Source organism: Rhizobium chutanense (assembly GCF_002531935.1).
In the GTDB taxonomy this organism is placed as follows: Bacteria; Pseudomonadota; Alphaproteobacteria; order Rhizobiales; family Rhizobiaceae; genus Rhizobium; species Rhizobium chutanense.
The window spans coordinates 1-17,513 of record NZ_NWSV01000008.1 but is presented as its reverse complement, the minus strand read 5'-3'; the positions used below and the strand labels follow the sequence as shown (position 1 = coordinate 17,513).

Here is a 17,513-nt window from a genome sequence, read left to right as displayed (position 1 = left end):
GCGGGAAAGCCCCGCCGTTTCCATGCTATTCCGAAAGGACAGGCTTACGCCATGGCCTTCTGCAGGTTCTGGTCGATCTTGTCGAGGAAGGCGGTGGTCGAGAGCCACGGCTGATCCGGACCGATGAGCAGCGCCAGATCCTTGGTCATGAAACCGGATTCGACGGTGTCGACGCAGACCTTTTCGAGCGTCGAAGCGAAGCGGGCGAGTTCGGCATTGTCGTCGAGCTTGGCACGGTGCGCCAGGCCGCGGGTCCAGGCGAAGATCGAGGCGATCGAGTTTGTCGAGGTTTCCTGGCCCTTCTGGTGCTGGCGGTAGTGACGGGTGACCGTGCCGTGGGCGGCTTCGGCTTCGACGGTCTTGCCGTCGGGCGTCAGCAGAACCGAGGTCATCAGGCCGAGCGAGCCGAAGCCCTGGGCAACGGTGTCGGATTGGACGTCACCGTCATAGTTCTTGCAGGCCCAGACGTAGCCGCCCGACCACTTGAGCGCCGAGGCGACCATGTCGTCGATCAGGCGGTGTTCGTAGGTGATGCCGGCTTCCTTGAACTGATCCTTGAATTCGGTCTCGTAGACTTCTTCGAAGATGTCCTTGAAGCGGCCGTCATAGGCCTTGAGGATGGTGTTCTTGGTCGAGAGGTAAACCGGCCACTTGCGCATCAGGCCGTACATCATCGAAGCGCGGGCGAATTCGCGGATCGACTCGTCGAGATTGTACATCGCCATGGCAACGCCTGCGCCCGGCGCGTTGAAGACTTCCTTCTCGATGACGGTGCCGTCTTCGCCGACGAACTTGATCGTCAGCTTGCCCTTGCCGGGGAACTTGAAATCGGTGGCGCGGTACTGGTCGCCGAAGGCGTGGCGGCCGACGACGATCGGCTGCGTCCAGCCGGGAACCAGGCGCGGCACGTTTTTGCAGATGATCGGCTCGCGGAAGATGACGCCGCCCAGAATGTTGCGGATCGTGCCGTTCGGGCTCTTCCACATTTCCTTGAGGTTGAATTCCTTGACGCGGGCTTCATCCGGCGTGATCGTCGCGCACTTGATGCCGACGCCGTATTTCTTGATGGCGTTGGCAGCGTCGACGGTGACCTGGTCGTTGGTGGCGTCGCGGTTTTCGACCGAGAGGTCGAAATAGTCGATGTCGAGGTCGAGATACGGATGGATCAGCTTGTCCTTGATAAGCTGCCAGATGATGCGCGTCATTTCATCGCCGTCGAGATCGGCGACGGGATTGGCGACCTTGATCTTGTTCATGTATCTGCCTCGTTCGAGCTTGAATGGGGACGGGGGTCCCGGGTGGGTGACGTGATGAGGAGCGCTATAGCATTGTGAACCCGGAACGCAAAGCTGCAACGGGTTCGAGAATGCGTTTTTGCCGGCATTGCCAAGCGCGGAAATCCGGCTAGTGTCCGCCTTGATTTGCCCGCCCGGAACATTCGACCATGAAGACAATCGCTCTTGTTATCGCAAGCCTTATCGCCGTTTCAGGCGCAGCCCGTGCGGCCGATGCCACCGCGCCCGTGAAGGAGATCATGGACGCGACCAGGAGCAACTGGGCCGACAATAGCGGCGATTGGAGCGACATCTTCGATGCGAGCCGGCTCGCCCATCTCTACAGCAAGGATTTCGTCGCCAAGTACCAGGCCGCCGCGCAATTTCCCGCAGTCGATGACGATGGCATATCGCCGTTCGACTACGACGTCATCGTCAACGGTCAGGATGCATGCCCGCTGGAGGATCTGACGATGGCAGCCGCGCCTGCGGTCGACGGGACGGCGGAGGTGACTGTGCGCTTCAAGAAATCCGCTTGCTCGGATGCGCCCGATGCCAAGGACTATACGACCGTCCGTTTCGCGGTGATCGAAGAAGGCGGTACACCTGTCATCGACGACATCGTCACCGAGAATATCGAAACGCAGGGCCGAGATTCACTGAAGGCGACGATGGCGCTGATTGCCAAGGGCCAATAGGCGCGCGACATTCGATCCATACCGGAGAATCGATTCCGGGCGATTGTTGCGACCGGTTCTCCGACGGTTTGATTTCCGTTTCTGCGGCGATATCTGTCGATCCTTCCGTGGCATGAGGGGCTCTTGCATTTGTTTTCCGGTTTTCAGCTTCGCGACTGGCTGCTTGCCAACGATCCGGCGCTTTCACGTCTGCGCATGGCCTCGCGGGTGACGCTGGCGATCGTCCTCTCGTTCCTGATCCTGCTTGCCATCCACGCCTCTGTTCTGCCGCTGCCGACTGCGGCTTTCGGCCTCGGCATCGTGCTGTCGATCGAAGGCGGGATTGCCGTGCGCGATAAGGGAAATGCGCGCCAGCTGGTGACGCGGCTTCTCGGTTGTGTCGCAAGCCTTGCCATCGTCGCCGTCGCGGCCGGGCTCGAGGATAGCCGTTTTCTCTCCGATCTCGTCTTCCTGGTGGTGATTGCGCTTGCATCGGCGGGACGGGTGTTCGGGCCGCGCGGTTTTGCCATCGGCATGTTCGCCTTCACCTCCTATTTCATGGGCGCCTATTTCCGGCCTTCGCTGGCCGATCTGCCTGAAGTGGCGATCGGCCCTGTCGTGTCCGTGCTCGTCGGTCATCTGGTGCGGGCGGTGCTCTTGCCGGACGATTGGCGGCGCGACCTGCTGCGCTCGCTGGAAAGCGTCAGGGGAAGGATCAACCAGATCCTCTTCAAGCTCGCCGCCATCGCTGGCAGCGCCGAGGTCGGTGACACCGACCGGCAGGAACTGCGCCAGCTGGAAGACCGGCTGAAGGAGGTGGTGCTGATGGCGGAGACCTTCATTCCGCGTCCGCCGGCCGGCGTCTTCGACGGTGCCGCCGACCCTGCCGCCGAACTGGCGATCCGGCTCTTCGATGTACATCTTGCCGCCGAGAGCGCCATCGTGCTGAGTTTCCAGAGTCCGCCGCCTTTTGCGCTCGTTCACGCCGTGATCGAGACCGACAAGGCCGAGCTTGCCACCTATGAGGGGATGGCGGAATCAATCGGGGATCAGCCGCAGAGCGAGACAGTGCGGGCACTGCTCTGGCTTGGCGAGGCGCGGCAGCAACTGACGCAGGCGATCGACGAGGGGCAGGCTTCCGGTTTTTCCGGCATCGATACGATCAACGACACCGCGCAATCCCAGCCGATCGACTTTTCGTTCGGCAATCCGCTGCTGCGCTCGGCGCTGCAGATCACGCTCGCCTCGGCAATCGCCATGGGCTTCGGCCTGCTGTTGTCGCGCGAGCGCTGGTTCTGGGCCGTGCTCGCCTCTTTCCTCGTCTTCACCAACACCAATTCGCGCGGCGATACGGCGATGAAGGCGCTGTCGCGCTCGCTCGGCACCGTGTTCGGCATCGCCTTTGGTCTTGGGCTGGCGACGCTGATTTCGGGTGAACAGGCGATTGCCATTCCGGTCGCCGTCGTCTGCATCTTCCTCGCCTTTTATTTCCTGCAGATCTCTTACGCGACGATGACCTTCTTCATCTCGATCGTGCTCTGCCTGGTCTACGGCATGACCGGCGTGCTGACGCTCGATCTGTTGAAGCTGCGCATCGGCGAGACGGTGATCGGCGCGGTGGCCGGTACGGCGGTTGCCTTCATCGTCTTTCCCACCCGCACGCGCGGCGCGCTTGATGGCGCACTTGCGCGCTGGTTCCAGGCGCTGCGCGATTTGCTTGACGCGCTCGGCGAGGGCAAGGGCAGTTTCGAGTTGATTGCGCTGTCGCAGAGGATCGATGCCTGTTACCGCGATGTGACGGTGGCGGCGCGGCCGCTCGGCTCCTCCTGGTCGGTGGTGACGCGGCCCGGCCAGATTCGCCAGACGCTGGCGATCTTCCTGGCCTGCACCTATTGGGCGCGTATCCTGGCGAAGAATTACCAAACGCCTGATGCCGACGACAATCTGCACAGGCTGATCGCGGCGGATCTGGCGCTGATCGACAATGCCGCGCCGCGCGGTTCGGCCTGCTTCCTGATCGAGCGCAAGGCATCCCGGACAACGGGACGACACCTGCCGCTGTTGCGGGAGGGCGCGAGACTGGGGCTCGAAATGATCGGTTCGGCGCTGGAAAGGCTCTATCCGCAGGCCGATGTCTTGCCGTTTGCAGCGGGCGAGGCTATTGCGCGCTCGAAACAGGGATAGGACCATGGCAGGCACGAACAGCGAACGTCAACTTCTGGCCGAGGGGCCGGCCATCATTCTGGTCGAGCCGCAGATGGGCGAGAATATCGGCATGGTGGCGCGCGCCATGGCGAATTTCGGCCTTGCCGAACTGCGCCTTGTCAATCCGCGCGACGGCTGGCCGAACGAGAAAGCATTGGCGACGGCCTCCAAGGCCGATCATGTGATCGAGGCAACGAAGGTCTACGACACGCTGGAGCAGGCGGTGGCCGACCTCAACTTCGTCTATGCGACGACGGCACGCGAGCGCGATGGCTATAAGCCGGTGCGCTCCCCCGTCATCGCCGCAGAGACCCTCAGGACAAAATTCCGGGCGGGCGAGGGCACCGGCATCCTCTTCGGGCGCGAGCGCTGGGGGCTGACCAACGAGGAGGTGGCGCTTGCCGACGAGATCGTCACCTTTCCCGTCAATCCTGCCTTCGCCTCGCTGAACATCGCCCAGGCCGTGCTGCTGATGTCCTATGAATGGATGAAATCCGGCATGGAGGATCTCGGCGCGGTGCCTTTCCAGGCGATGGGGCAGACGCCCTCGACCAAGGAACAGCTCTTCGGCCTGTTCGACCAGCTGGAAGAGGCGCTCGATGCGCGCGGTTATTTCCATCCTGCCGGGAAAAAGCCGAAAATGGTCGACAATCTGCGTGCCGTTCTCTCCCGCCGGGCTTTCACGGAGCAGGAAATCAGCGTGTTGCGCGGCGTCATCTCCTCCCTCGACCGCTTCTCGCGCAAGAGCCCGCGCGGCGGCAGGTTCCCGACAGCGGCCAAGGAAACAACGCCCGATGACAGCGACGACGCGTGAGCTGAAACCCATCCTCCTCTTCGATTCCGGCATCGGCGGGCTGACCGTCCTGCGCGAGGCGCGTGTGCTGATGCCGGAACGCGGCTTCATCTATGTTGCCGACGATGCCGGCTTTCCCTATGGCGGCTGGGAGGAACAGGCGCTGAAGGAGCGGATTATCGGGCTCTTCGGCAAGCTGCTGACGGAACATGATCCCGAAGTCTGCATCATCGCTTGCAACACCGCCTTTACGCTCGTCGGCGCCGACCTGCGCGCCGCTTTCCCCCAGATGACCTTCGTCGGCACCGTGCCGGCGATCAAACCGGCGGCGGAGCGCACGCGGTCTGGCCTGGTCTCGGTGCTCGCAACGCCCGGCACGGTGAAGCGGGCCTATACGCGCGATCTCATTCAGTCCTTCGCGCAGCAATGCCATGTTCGCCTCGTCGGCTCTGAGAACCTTGCGCGCATGGCCGAGGCCTATATTCGCGGCGATGCCGTCTCCGACGATGCCGTGCTTGGCGAAATCGACCAGTGCTTCGTCGACAAGGATGGTCGGAAGACCGATATCGTCGTGCTCGCCTGCACCCACTATCCTTTCATGGCCAATCTCTTCCGCCGGCTTGCACCCTGGCCGGTCGACTGGCTCGACCCCGCCGAAGCGATCGCGCGGCGCGCCCGCACACTGGTGCCGCTGGTTGCCGATGCCGTCCATCCGGATAATTTCGACTTTGCGGTCTTCACCTCCGGCCAGCAGGATTTCGCCACCCGGCGGCTGATGCAGGGATTCGGGCTGAAGGCGTGAGCTGAATTGTCCTGTGGGTTGGCGAAATCCGGCCCTGAAAATCAGCAGATTCTTTGATAGACGGGGAGCTGCCGTTTCGGAAGAATGGCGCTTCGTTCATGTGAGTCTTTTCGCCGCGAGGATCAGCATTGCAGGTTGGCATCGATATGGGATTGGCGTCCGGCAGCCCGGCGACGCTCGATATCGAGGAGCTGCTGGCGACCCGTCTGCTCGTGCAGGGCAATTCCGGATCGGGCAAGTCGCATCTTTTGCGCCGTCTGCTCGAGCAATCGGCGCAATGGGTGCAGCAGGTCATCATCGATCCCGAGGGTGATTTCGTCACACTCAGCGACCGGTTCGGTCATGTCGTCGTCGATGGTGAGCGCACCGAGGCGGAGCTTGCAGGCATCGCCAATCGTATCCGCCAGCATCGCGTCTCCTGTGTGCTGACGCTCGAAGGCCTGGATATCGAGCAGCAGATGCGCGCCGCCGCCGCCTTTCTCAACGGCATGTTCGACGCCGATCGCGAATATTGGTATCCGGTTCTCGTCGTCGTCGACGAGGCGCAGATGTTTGCGCCGTCGGTCGGCGGCGATGTCTCGGAAGATGCGCGCAAGATGTCGCTCGGGGCGATGACCAACCTGATGTGCCGCGGCCGCAAGCGCGGCCTTGCCGGCGTGATCGCGACGCAGCGGCTTGCCAAGCTCGCCAAGAACGTCGCGGCCGAGGCCTCGAACTTCCTGATGGGCCGCACCTTTCTCGATATCGACATGGCCCGCGCCGCCGACCTGCTCGGCATGGACCGGCGTCAGGCCGAGATGTTCCGCGACCTGAAACGCGGCAATTTCGTCGCTCTCGGACCGGCGCTGTCGCGGCGGCCGCTGCCGATCCAGATCGGCGCGGTGGAGACTTCGGCGCGCTCTTCCAGCCCGAAGCTGATGCCGCTGCCGGATGCGCCGCAGGATGTCGAGGACCTGATCTTCACGCCCGACCCGGAGGAATTCCAGCGTCCGCTCGTGCGCCGCGCGCCGCCGGCGCCGCGGCCGACCACCGATATCCTGGCTGAACTTTCGCGCTCGACGCCGGCGGCGTCAGTCGCACCTGCCGAGGCGAGGGCGAGCCAGGTGGAAGTCTCCGCCGAGGAGCGGGAGGAGCGCCTGGCCGGCGTGCTGGCCGAAATACTCGACGATCCCACCTCCGCCTTCCGCACCGATTCGGTTCTCTACCAGGATTTTCTCGTGCGGTTGCGCATGCGCCGCGTGCCGGGACCGCCGATCGCGCTGCCGGATTTCCGCCGGCGTGTGGCAATCTCCCGCTCCGGCGTCGATGCCGCGACAGCCGCGACCGACGAGTGGACGACGGCGCTGTCGCTGTCGTCTGGCGTCACCGACGACCTGCAGGGCGTCTTCCTGATGCTCGCCAAAGCCGCCGTCTGCGGCGAGCCGTGCCCGTCGGACGCTCGCATTGCCCGTGCCTACGGTACCCATTCCGCCCGCCGGGCGCGCCGCTTGCTCGGTTATTTCGAAGAGCAGGGCATCGTCGTCGTGCACACGGATTTCTCCGGCAAGCGGATCGTCGCTTTCCCGGACATGAACTGCCAGACGGCGCCGGGCGATGCAAACGCGCCGGATACCGGCGATCAGCCTCTGGCTGCGGAATAGTGGCGCTTTCAGGTTTTGCCGCTGTTGACATTTTCATGACGGCCCTCTAAAGACCGCCGCAAGCACCGGGCAGCAATGTCCGGTGTTTCATTTGACATGTCCCGTGGATCGTTCCTGTTCGCTAACCGGAGCATCCTGTCGGGTCTCGAAAGAGATCAGAGGAGGGCGTGTTTCCTTCGTGCGGTTTGGTAACAAATCGCCATAAACCTTTGAAAGGAAATGCGATGAGCAAGCGCGAATCGTCCAAGTACAAAATCGACCGCCGTATGGGCGAAAACATCTGGGGCCGTCCGAAGTCCCCGGTGAACCGCCGCGAATACGGCCCGGGCCAGCATGGCCAGCGCCGCAAGGGCAAGCTTTCGGACTTCGGTGTGCAGCTGCGCGCCAAGCAGAAGCTCAAGGGCTATTACGGCGACCTGCGCGAAAAGCAGTTCCGCGCGATCTTCGCCGAAGCCGACCGCCGCAAGGGCGACACCTCTGAAAACCTGATCGGCCTGCTGGAATCGCGCCTCGACGCGATCGTCTATCGCGCCAAGTTCGTTCCGACGGTCTTTGCTGCCCGTCAGTTCGTCAACCATGGCCACGTCACCGTCAACGGCGTTCGCGTCAACATCGGTTCCTACCGCTGCAAGGCCGGCGACGTTATCGAAGTTCGCGAGAAGTCGAAGCAGCTCGTTACCGTTCTGGAAGCCGTCAGCCTCGCTGAGCGCGACGTTCCTGATTACATCGAAGTCGATCACAACAAGATGGTCGCCACCTTCGGCCGCGTTCCGACGCTCAGCGACGTTCCGTTCCCGGTCGTCATGGAACCGCATCTGGTCGTCGAATTCTATTCGCGTTAAGAAGAACCAGGCGTTTTCGCTTATGGAAAAGCCGCTCTTTCGGGCGGCTTTTTTGTTATTCGGAGAGAAGCGATGGCGGATTTGCAGGCGACCCTCGATAGTATCTACACCGATATCCTGCCGCGGATCGGCGAGGGTAAGGTCGCCGACTATATTCCCGAGCTGGCCAAGGTCGATCCACGGCAGTTCGGCATGGCGATCGTGACCGTCGACGGCAAGGTCTACCGTGTCGGCGATGCCGACATCGCCTTCTCGATCCAGAGCATATCCAAGGTCTTCATGCTGACACTGGCGCTCGGCAAGGTCGGCGAGGGCTTATGGAAGCGTGTCGGGCGCGAACCATCCGGATCGGCTTTCAACTCGATCGTCCAGCTCGAGCATGAGAGCGGCATTCCGCGCAATCCCTTCATCAATGCCGGCGCGATCGCCGTCAGCGACGTCGTCATGGCCGGCCATGCGCCGCGCGAGGCGATCGGAGAATTGCTGCGCTTCGTGCGGTATCTCGCCGATGACGAGTCTATCACCATCGACGACAAGGTGGCGCGCTCGGAGACACAGACGGGCTACCGCAATGTCGCGCTCGCCAATTTCATGCGCGCCTACCGCAATCTCGACCATCCTGTCGATCACGTGCTCGGCGTCTATTTCCATCAATGCGCGCTGTCGATGAGCTGCGAGCAGCTGGCGCGTGCCGGGCTGTTCCTGGCGGCGCGCGGCAGCAATCCGATGACCGGCCATTCGGTGGTCTCGCCGAAGCGGGCGCGACGCATCAACGCGCTGATGCTGACCTGCGGCCATTACGACGGCTCGGGCGACTTCGCCTATCACGTCGGTCTGCCCGGCAAGAGCGGTGTCGGCGGCGGCATCTTCGCGGTTGCGCCCGGCATTGCCTCGATCGCGGTGTGGTCGCCGGGCTTGAACAAGGTCGGCAATTCGCAGCTCGGCGCCGTGGCGCTGGAAATGCTGGCGGCGCGCACCGGCTGGTCTGTTTTCGGCGATTGATGCTGTGTTGCCAGGCCGCTTTCTGCTATGGCAAGTGCACCTTCGATAGGACAAGCAATGAATATCGCAGCTAATATCGCGGATGATTCCGAAGTGGACGACGGCGTCGGCCTTGCGCTCTTTGCCGATGCGCCGCGCTCGGTGTCCTTCAACAAGCTGCGCAAGCGGTTGCTGCGGCAGGTGCGCCAGGCCTTCGACGATTTCGACATGCTGAAGGGGCAGAAGCGTTGGCTGGTCGGCCTCTCCGGCGGCAAGGATTCCTATGGGCTGCTGGCGCTGCTGCTCGATCTGCAATGGCGCGGCCTGCTGCCGGTCGAGCTCGTTGCCTGCAATCTCGATCAGGGGCAGCCGAACTTTCCCAAGCACGTGCTGCCGGACTATCTGACCAAGATCGGCGTGCGGCATCGGATCGAATATCGCGACACCTATTCGATCGTGAAGGAAAAAGTGCCGGAGGGGGCGACCTATTGCTCGCTCTGTTCGCGGCTGCGGCGCGGCAATCTCTACCGCGTCGCGCGGGAAGAGGGCTGCGATGCGCTGGTGCTCGGCCATCACCGCGAGGACATTCTCGAAACCTTCTTCATGAATTTCTTCCACGGCGGGCGGCTTGCCTCCATGCCGGCGAAACTTCTGAACGACGAGGGTGACCTGATGGTGCTTCGGCCGCTTGCCTATGCCGCTGAGGACGACCTCGCCAAATTCGCCGCCGCCATGCAGTTTCCGATCATCCCTTGCGACCTCTGCGGCTCGCAGGATGGGCTGCAGCGCAATGCGATGAAGGACATGCTCGCCGATATCGAGCGGCGCATGCCGGGACGCAAGGACACGATGCTGCGGGCGCTTTCGCATGTGAACCCGTCACATCTGCTCGATCCTAAACTCTTCGATTTTTCCACCCTTGGTGTCACAGATCCGTCATGAATGGCCGGCTAAGCAGGCTGGCTATTTGGATCAAGGACAGGAATTCGCATGACGATTTCAGATCAGGATATTCTCTTTCTCGGCGGTTGCGTCAGGGAAGCGGCGCAAGCCGAGATCATGCCGCGTTTTCGCAATCTCGGTGCTGCCGATATTTCGGAAAAGACCTCGGCGATCGATGTTGTGACGCAGGCGGATCTGCTCGCCGAACACAGGATCACCGCGGCGCTGAAAGAGCGCTTCCCCTCGGCACTCGTCGTCGGCGAGGAGGCTTATGAGACCGACCGATCCGTCGTGCCGGCACTTGCCGATGCCGATCTGGCCTTCGTCATCGACCCTGTCGATGGCACATTCAATTTTGCCGCCGGGCTTCCGGTGTTCGGGACGATGCTGGCCGTGACCGTCAAGGGCGAGACGGTCGCCGGCATCATTCACGATCCCGTTCTCGGCGATACCGTGACGGCGATCAAAGGGGCGGGCGCCTTCCTGACGCGGCAGGACGGGCAATCGAGCAGGCTGAGGGTGGCGGAGCCCGCCGCCTTGAACCAGATGGTCGGCGGCATCTCATGGGGCCATATGGACGACCCGGACCGCTCACGGATCTCAGCCAACATGGCAAAGATCAGGATGACCTTCGCCTTCAACTGCTCGGCCTATGAATATTGGATGGTCGCCTCCGGCAAGCTGCATTTCATCGGCCATGCAAAGCTGATGCCCTGGGATCACCTGGCCGGCGTGCTCGCCCATCAGGAGGCCGGCGGCCATACGGCGAAATTCGACGGCACCCCTTATCGCCCCGGCGAGACGACGGGCGGCATCATCTCCGCGCCCGACAGGGAAAGCTGGCAGATGATCCGGCGTGAAATCGTCGGCATCTGATTTGAAGCCCTTTACCCAGAGGCCGGACCGAAAGGATTTGACATGACTGCGACTGTCGACGTGACCGTTCTTGCCGATCTGTTGCGCCGCGCGGCGAAGGCCGAGATCCTGCCGCGCTTCCGCCGGCTCGGCGAGGATGAGGTGCGCGCCAAGAGCGAGGCGACCGATCTCGTCACCGAGGCCGACGAGCAGGCCGAGCGGATGATCAAGGCGGAAGCAGAGCGGCGCTGGCCGGGTGCGCTGTTTCTCGGCGAAGAATCGGTCGCCGCCGAACCGGCGCTGCTCGGCAGGCTCGCAGATGCCGATCTCGCGATCGTCGTCGATCCGGTCGACGGCACGTTCAATTTCGCCGCCGGCATCCCGGCTTTCGGCGTCATGGCCTCGGTCATATCAGGCGGTGAGACCATTGCCGGCATCATCTACGATCCGATGGGCGACGACTGGGTGATGGCGGAGAAGGGTGGCGGCGCCTGGCTGCGGCGGCCGGATGGCGAGGCGCGGCGGCTGCGCGCGGCAGAGCCTGTCGCACTCGACCAGATGGTCGGCATGGCCTCCACCGGCTACCTGCCGCAGGAAAAGCGGGCCGAGATTCTCGGCAATCTCGCGAAGGTGCGCTTCCTCACCAATTACCGCTGCGCGGCGCATGAATACCGCACCTTCGCCGGCGGGCATGTGCATTACCTGATGTACAACAAAATGATGCCCTGGGATCACCTCGCAGGCACGCTGATCTCGCAGGAGGCCGGCGGTTATGCCGCCCGTTTCGACGGCTCGCCCTATCTGCCGCACCATCTTGCAGGCGGGCTGCTGGTGGCTCCCGACAAGGCTTCCTGGGACCTGCTGCGGCGTGAGGTCTTCACGGTCTGAACAGATAAACCCGGCCGCAGAACGCTGATTTCGCGGCCGTGTTTTCCGACGGGGAATGCCGGTTTTATCAGGACAGTCAACGGGGTACTTTCCTGTTACCCGTAGAGCTTCTCCATGAGAAAGTTTTCCAAGCTTTGCCCGCGTTTCTCGACGGTTTGCCTTGATATCACGCGGAAACCCCTACGCTCGAAAAACGGCCGTGCGGTTCGGCTGGCCTCCGTATAAATTCTCGTGAATCCCAGCCTCAGAGCTTCCGCCTCGACTGTGTTCAAGAGCCGGCTTGCGATACCGAGCCCCTGAAATTGAGGATGGACGAACATCATGTCCACACAGCCCTCGGCGGTCAGATCGGAAAACCCCACCGGCTCTCCGTCGATTTCCGCTATCCAGGCGGGCCTGCTGATCCGGCGCTCCGCCCATAGGCCGTGATCTTCCACCTTTGCCCACGCCTCTATTTGAGGGGGCGAATAGTCCTTGAACGAGACCTCCCGGATGGCGCGCAGAAAGATGTCAATCGTCGCGTCCGCGTCAGCCGGCGTGTACGGCCTGATCAAAATTCGCTCGTCCATCCTGGATGCCTTGCTCCTCGGTTCCACAACATCCTGACCCCGGCCGAATCTCCGCCGTCGGCAGGTTCGCGTCAGAAGTGGGCTCCACCCGGATCAAGCTGCGGGCTGTCGCCGGGATGGGTGAAGAGCTTGCCGTTCTCTGCCCAAAGCGTGGCGGCGATGGTCAGGAGACCGAAAATCGCAAAGCCGCCGAACAGCGGCTGGATCGTGCCGTTGAACATCTGGCCGACCAGGCCGCCGAGGATGGTGCCGAAGGTCGTCGAGACGAAGCCGGTGACGGCGGTCGCCGTACCGGCGAGATTGCCCATCGGCTCGAGGCTGATGGCGGTGAAATTGGTGGCGATCAGGGCAAACATCATCAGTACGACGGTGAAGATGCCGTAGGCGATGGCGAAATCCGGCTTGCCGGCCAGCGAAATGACAAAGCCGACGGCCGACAGCGCCGTGAAGATCAGCAGGGCGGCGTGGGAGATGCGGCGCATGCCGAATTTGCGGACGAAGAAGCCGTTGGCGAAATTGGCGACAGCGATGCCGCCGGCAGTGGCGGCAAAGGCGATCGGCAGCCAGTCGCCAAGGCCGTAGACCTCGCCGAAGACCTGCTGCACCGAGATCACATAGGCGCTGATGACCCCGGTGAACATGGTGAGGCCGATCATGTAGCCGCAGGTGATGCGGTTGGTGAGCACGGTCTTGAAGCCATCGACGACAGAGCCGACCGACAGCGGCAGCCGCTCTTCCGGCGGCAGCGATTCCTTCAGCCGCAGAAGCGCCCAGACGAACAGCATGGTGGCGATGACGCCGAGCAGGATGAAGATCCAGTGCCAGTTGGCATAGAGGATGATCATCTGGCCGACGGAGGGGGCGACGATCGGCACGATCATGAAGACGATCATGACATAGGACATGACACGGGCCATTTCGCGGCCGCCGAAGCAGTCGCGCACAACAGCCATGGTGGTGATCCGCACGGCCGCGCCGCCGACGCCTTGAATGAAGCGCATGACGAGCAGCATTTCGAAGCTGCCGGTTGCTGCGGCCGCAAACATGCCGACCACGTAGCAGAGGAGGCCGCCGAGCAGGATGTTCCGGCGGCCGAACGTATCCGAAAGGCTGCCGAAGAAGATCTGCGAGATGCCGAAGCCCAGGAGGAACACACCGATGATGAGCTGCGCGTCGTTGGTATTGGTGACGCCGAGTGAATGGCCGATATTGGGCAATGCCGGCAGCATGCTGTCGATGGCCATGGCGACGCTGGCGGTCATGATGGCGATGGTGACGACGAATTCGCCAAAGCCCATGCCGATGCGGCGGGAGCCCTGGTTTTCCTGGTGCGGTTTATGCGGCGGCGTCATGTGGTGATTTCCCGAATGCGGAGGAGTTGGCCGTTCAGACGGCCGAATTCTGCTGTTGGAAGAGACGGCCCTTCTCGGCGATCAGTACGAAGACGAGCCCGATGATCGACACGGTGAAATAGCCGGCGACCATCGGCAGCGCGGTGCCGTCGAAGGCCTGGCCGATGCCGGCGCCGATGAGGGCGCCGCCGACCGTGCTCATGAAACCGAGAACGGAGGAGGCGGTGCCGGCGACATGGCCGAGCGGCTCCATGGCGAGCGAATTGAAGTTCGAGCCGATCCAGCCGAACTGGAACATGGCAAGGCCGAAGAAGGAGATGAACAGAGCAAAGGGCATCGGCTCGGAACTCGCCATCTGGACGATCAGCCAGATGGTATTGATGGCGATGAAGCCGATGAGCGAGCCGTGCGACAGGCGGCGCATGCCGAGCTTGCCGACGAAACGCGAATTGAAGAAGGACGACAGCGACATGAAGATCGCGACACCGGCGAAGGCGAAAGGGAAATAGACGCCGAGGCCGTAAATGCCGACATAGACCTGCTGGGCGGAGTTGATGAAGCCGAACAGCGCGCCGAAGATGAAAGTGCTGGCAATGGTGTAGCAGAGCGCCACGCGATTGGTCAGCACCAGCCTGAAGGCGCCGAGGATCGATCGGGCGGTAAAGGGGCGGACATTGGCGGGATGCAGGGTTTCCGGCAGGCGAAGGTAGGCCCAGACGGCGATAGCCGTCGCCATGGCGGCAATAAAGAGAAAGATCAGGTGCCAGTTGCCGAAGAACATGACGATCTGGCCGGTGCCGGGCGCGATGACCGGGACGATCATGAAGACCATCATGATCAGCGACATGACCTCGGCCATCTGCCGACCGCCATAGATATCGCGGACAATGGAGACGGTGATGACGCGGGTTGCGGCCGAGCCGATGCCCTGGATGAAGCGCAGCACCAGCAGCCCGGCGAAAGTGGGGACGAAGACGATGCTGACGGCGGAAGCGATATAGATGACGAGACCGATCAGAAGCGGCGTGCGGCGGCCGAAACGATCGGACAGCGGGCCGTAGAACAGCTGGGCGCAGCCGAAACCGAGCAGATAGGTGGAGACGACGAACTGGCGATGGTTTTCGCTCTCGACGCCGAGGCTCGCGCCGATCTGCTGCAAGGCCGGAAGCATGATATCGATCGCCAGCGAGTTGACGGCCATCAGGAAGGCCGCGAGCGCGATGAATTCTCGTTTGCCCATGGGCAGGCGGCCCGCGGACACGGCTTGTGATGAATCTGTCACAGTGAAATTCCCATAAACAGGCCAAGGCGCTGCTGGCAGCAGCGCCTCGGACGCAAGATTACAGAATTGGAAACCGGGCGGACGCGCCCGGTGACCGATCAGGCGGCGCCGCGCACGGTGACGCCGTTTTCCTGGAGATGCTGCTGCAATTCACCGGCCTGGAACATTTCCCGGACGATGTCACAGCCGCCGACGAACTCGCCCTTGATGTAAAGCTGCGGAATCGTCGGCCAGTTGGAGTAATCCTTGATGCCCTGGCGGATTTCCGAATCGGCGAGCACGTTGATGCCCTTGTAGTCGACACCGATGTAATCGAGGATCTGTACGACCTGCCCGGAGAAACCGCACTGCGGAAACTGCGGCGTGCCCTTCATGAAGAGGACGACGTCGTTGCTCTTGATTTCGTTGTCGATGAATTCGTGAATGCCGCTCATGGGACCTGATCCTTTCAACAGGCGGGTTAAAGGCCCGCCGTTTCAATCGTTGCCTTTAGATAGCATGCGGCGGCAGGAATTCCAGCCGCCCGGACCAAAAAAAGACCAATCTGGTCATACCACTCCGGTATTGTTGCCGTCGCGTTACGGTTGGAGATTTTGCCGCTCGTCTCAGTTGCGGCGCTGACGGCTGCGGCCGGCGGCCGAGCGGCGTTTGCTGACCTGTTTGCGGGCGGGCTTGCGCTTTGCCGTGGTCGTCTTCGGGGCGGCCGTCGTCGTCGCGGCGGAGCGCGTCTTGCGCCTGGTGCGCTTCGTGGTCACGCGGCCGGTGGTTTTCTTCAGGATTTCCTTCAGCACGCTGTCGACAACGCCTGATATCAGTTCTTTGACAAGATCGGCCACAAAAACCCTCCGTTCATGGTGGAAACGACATGGGTGCTATTGAATTCCGGAAGGTTTCGGTTAGCAAGACGGCTTCGAGACCATAGCTGCTTTTTCGCCGATATTTGCGGCGCGGGCAGCCGGATCGCAGGCAACATGCCGGCCCTTTGGCCGGCCGGAAGGTGGAATGAAACTGATCGAGAAGCGGGTCGTCCTGCATTTTCCGGGCTTCGAGCCGCTTGACGGTGTCGCCCACAGGGCGCGCTACGAACGCTCTGCCCGGCAGAGTGCCGCCGTCTGGGGCTATTCGGTTGCAACGGGGGCGCCCGAGCCAGGAAGCGATCCCCTCAGTTTCGAGGTGACGACGGAGAGCAGGGCGGAGCCCGGTTCCCCCGGCTGGCGGACGAAGAGCCGGGTGCACATGGTCGATCACGATGGGTTTGTGCGCAAGCTGCGCAGCGGCAACACGCTGAGCCAGATCATAGCTGGTTTTCGAAGCTGCGCTCAGATCATGCTGGGCGGCGGCATGCGGGGATATTTCCGCCATGCTTGGCGCTTCGGCCTGTTCTTCGTCTTTCCTTTCCTGCTGACGGCGCTGGCGATTGCGCTGACCGCGCAGATCACCGTGCTGCCCTATGCCCTCGGTTTTTCGCCTTGGCACATGCTCTGGAGCGGACCGCTGGCGCTCTGCTTCTTCATTTTCGTCTTCCTGCCGTTTTCCGAACGTTTCCACACGCTGCATCTCTTTGCCGATTGGGAAATGGCGGTGGCGCTCGGCCGCATGGATAGGACGGATTTCAATAGCTGGCTGGAAGACCGTGCCACCGCCGTGCGCAAAGCGCTTGACGAAGAGGCGGATGAATATGTGATCTCCTCGCACAGTATGGGGTCGAGCGTTGCCGCCCATGTCATCGGCATATTGCTGGAGAGGGAGCCGGAGGTTTTCAACGGCAAGCGCGTGGTGTTTGCCACACTCGGCAGCGCCATCCTGCAATGCGCGCTGTTGTCATCGGCGACGCTCTTGCGCGCGCGTGTCGGACTGATCGCCCGGTGTCCGGCGATTTCCTGGCTCGACGTGCAGTGCCTGACGGATTCGATCAATTTCTACAAGGTGCCGGTCGTTGCCGTCTGCGGCCATGCGGAGGCACCCCCGGCAAAGATGATCCTGATCCGCGTCAAGCAGATGCTGACGCCGGAGCACTACCGCAAGATCCGCAGGGATCAGCTGCGGGTCCACCGGCAATATGTGCTAGGCCCCGATATGAAGGGATCCTTCGATTTCACGTTGATGACATCAGGTCCGATGCCGGCCTCGGTCTTTGCCTATGCGGATGAGAAGCGGATGCCGGGCTGAGGGGCGGGGGAACGTAATTGAGCCGGTCTGCCTACCTCTCCACCCTCATTCCTGTGCTCGTCACAGGAATCCAGCGTGCCCAAGTCCTTGGGCACAAAAACCTTTTTCTATCAGACCAGTAACTCATTCACCGCGCCGACGCGCGGTGGCTGGATTCCTGTGACAAGCACAGGAATTGTCTCTCAAATCTATGCTTTACTGTTGGGGAAGCTGGGATCGAGCTCCGGGATGGCCATCCCGGA

The 17,513-nt window shown here is 62.2% G+C and carries 17 protein-coding genes; 11 read left to right on the top strand and 6 right to left on the bottom strand.

The window, feature by feature from the left end; all coding sequences use genetic code 11:
* Positions 1-44 precede the first annotated feature (44 nt).
* Entirely contained in the window at positions 45-1,256 is a 1,212-nt protein-coding gene (locus CO666_RS14660; RefSeq protein ID WP_003586206.1) for an NADP-dependent isocitrate dehydrogenase, read from the bottom strand.
* A gap of 188 nt (positions 1,257-1,444) precedes the next feature.
* Between CO666_RS14660 and CO666_RS14655 the strand changes: the two genes are divergently transcribed.
* From CO666_RS14655 to CO666_RS14610, 10 genes are all read left to right on the top strand, one after another.
* On the top strand, positions 1,445-1,972 hold the full coding sequence (locus tag CO666_RS14655) for a hypothetical protein (RefSeq protein WP_097612831.1): 528 nt from the start codon (positions 1,445-1,447) through the stop codon (positions 1,970-1,972).
* A 123-nt stretch (positions 1,973-2,095) separates the two neighbouring features.
* Positions 2,096-4,135 (top strand): FUSC family protein, encoded by a 2,040-nt coding sequence (locus CO666_RS14650; RefSeq protein WP_179869686.1) that lies wholly within the window; start codon positions 2,096-2,098, stop codon positions 4,133-4,135.
* Positions 4,136-4,139: 4 nt separating this feature from the next.
* Positions 4,140-4,970 carry an RNA methyltransferase gene (locus CO666_RS14645; protein WP_097612830.1) on the top strand — a complete coding sequence of 277 codons (831 nt, stop codon included), beginning with the start codon at positions 4,140-4,142 and terminating at the stop codon, positions 4,968-4,970.
* The gene (gene murI / locus CO666_RS14640) at positions 4,951-5,751 is read left to right on the top strand and encodes a glutamate racemase (protein ID WP_097612829.1); all 801 of its coding nucleotides are present in this window, start codon (positions 4,951-4,953) and stop codon (positions 5,749-5,751) included. Before CO666_RS14645 ends, murI begins: the two co-directional genes overlap by 20 nt.
* 128 nt (positions 5,752-5,879) lie before the next feature.
* Entirely contained in the window at positions 5,880-7,391 is a 1,512-nt protein-coding gene (locus CO666_RS14635; protein WP_097612828.1) for a helicase HerA domain-containing protein, read from the top strand.
* A 224-nt stretch (positions 7,392-7,615) separates the two neighbouring features.
* Positions 7,616-8,233 (top strand): 30S ribosomal protein S4, encoded by a 618-nt coding sequence (gene rpsD / locus CO666_RS14630; RefSeq protein ID WP_004676212.1) that lies wholly within the window; start codon positions 7,616-7,618, stop codon positions 8,231-8,233.
* Positions 8,234-8,305: 72 nt separating this feature from the next.
* Positions 8,306-9,235, top strand: a complete 930-nt coding sequence (locus CO666_RS14625; protein ID WP_097612827.1) for a glutaminase — start codon at positions 8,306-8,308, stop codon at positions 9,233-9,235.
* A gap of 57 nt (positions 9,236-9,292) precedes the next feature.
* Positions 9,293-10,156, top strand: coding sequence for a tRNA 2-thiocytidine(32) synthetase TtcA (gene ttcA, locus CO666_RS14620; protein ID WP_097612826.1), 864 nt, complete (start codon positions 9,293-9,295; stop codon positions 10,154-10,156).
* A gap of 48 nt (positions 10,157-10,204) precedes the next feature.
* The gene (locus tag CO666_RS14615) at positions 10,205-11,032 is read left to right on the top strand and encodes an inositol monophosphatase family protein (protein ID WP_097612825.1); all 828 of its coding nucleotides are present in this window, start codon (positions 10,205-10,207) and stop codon (positions 11,030-11,032) included.
* Positions 11,033-11,074: 42 nt separating this feature from the next.
* Positions 11,075-11,899, top strand: coding sequence for an inositol monophosphatase family protein (locus CO666_RS14610; protein ID WP_097612824.1), 825 nt, complete (start codon positions 11,075-11,077; stop codon positions 11,897-11,899).
* 95 nt (positions 11,900-11,994) lie between these two features.
* Here the strand turns inward: CO666_RS14610 and CO666_RS14605 are convergent, their stop codons facing one another.
* The 5 genes from CO666_RS14605 to CO666_RS14585 form a co-directional block, all read right to left on the bottom strand.
* Positions 11,995-12,468, bottom strand: coding sequence for a GNAT family N-acetyltransferase (locus tag CO666_RS14605; RefSeq protein ID WP_097612823.1), 474 nt, complete (start codon positions 12,466-12,468; stop codon positions 11,995-11,997).
* A gap of 71 nt (positions 12,469-12,539) precedes the next feature.
* Positions 12,540-13,820: a multidrug effflux MFS transporter gene (locus CO666_RS14600; protein ID WP_097612822.1), complete on the bottom strand. Its 1,281-nt coding sequence runs from the start codon at positions 13,818-13,820 to the stop codon at positions 12,540-12,542.
* Between the two features lie 34 nt (positions 13,821-13,854).
* The gene (locus CO666_RS14595; protein WP_097612821.1) at positions 13,855-15,060 is read right to left on the bottom strand and encodes a multidrug effflux MFS transporter; all 1,206 of its coding nucleotides are present in this window, start codon (positions 15,058-15,060) and stop codon (positions 13,855-13,857) included.
* A gap of 140 nt (positions 15,061-15,200) precedes the next feature.
* Positions 15,201-15,536 carry a Grx4 family monothiol glutaredoxin gene (gene grxD / locus CO666_RS14590; protein ID WP_085737390.1) on the bottom strand — a complete coding sequence of 112 codons (336 nt, stop codon included), beginning with the start codon at positions 15,534-15,536 and terminating at the stop codon, positions 15,201-15,203.
* Between the two features lie 171 nt (positions 15,537-15,707).
* Complete coding sequence (locus CO666_RS14585; protein ID WP_097612820.1) at positions 15,708-15,938, bottom strand: hypothetical protein; 231 nt, start codon at positions 15,936-15,938, stop codon at positions 15,708-15,710.
* Positions 15,939-16,104: 166 nt separating this feature from the next.
* On the opposite strand from CO666_RS14585, the gene CO666_RS14580 reads away from it, so the two are divergent.
* Positions 16,105-17,271 carry a hypothetical protein gene (locus CO666_RS14580; protein WP_097612819.1) on the top strand — a complete coding sequence of 389 codons (1,167 nt, stop codon included), beginning with the start codon at positions 16,105-16,107 and terminating at the stop codon, positions 17,269-17,271.
* Positions 17,272-17,513: the final 242 nt, after the last annotated feature.